At 47.5% G+C, this 217-nt stretch carries 1 protein-coding gene; it reads right to left on the bottom strand.

Features of this window, described 5'->3' with window-relative positions; translation table 11 throughout:
* Nucleotides 1-217: hypothetical protein (locus H6B10_RS17525; protein ID WP_204652569.1), on the bottom strand; the 217-nt coding region annotated here is incomplete at both ends.

The raw sequence follows: 217 nt of genomic DNA, 5'->3' as shown, positions 1-217 counted from the left end.
TTTCTTGTTCTATTACACCTTCTTCCAAGGGGATTCTGGTTTTTAGACAGATAAAGGCTCCCCAACCGACCGAAGTTTGTGAGCACGAAAAAGGATAAAATAAAAATTCCACCCGCTCGTCCATGCTGCCGCTATAACCGGTATAGCACAGCCGGTTTTCCGAGAGATACACGCGCTGAACCAAAGACGTCCCTGAGCAGTTTGCCCAGTACATCAG

Source organism: Gemmiger formicilis (genome assembly GCF_016901605.1).
GTDB lineage: Bacteria > Bacillota > Clostridia > Oscillospirales > Ruminococcaceae > Gemmiger > Gemmiger formicilis_B.
The sequence above is the reverse complement of the archived record's forward strand: the minus strand, read 5'-3'. Positions and strand labels throughout refer to the sequence as shown.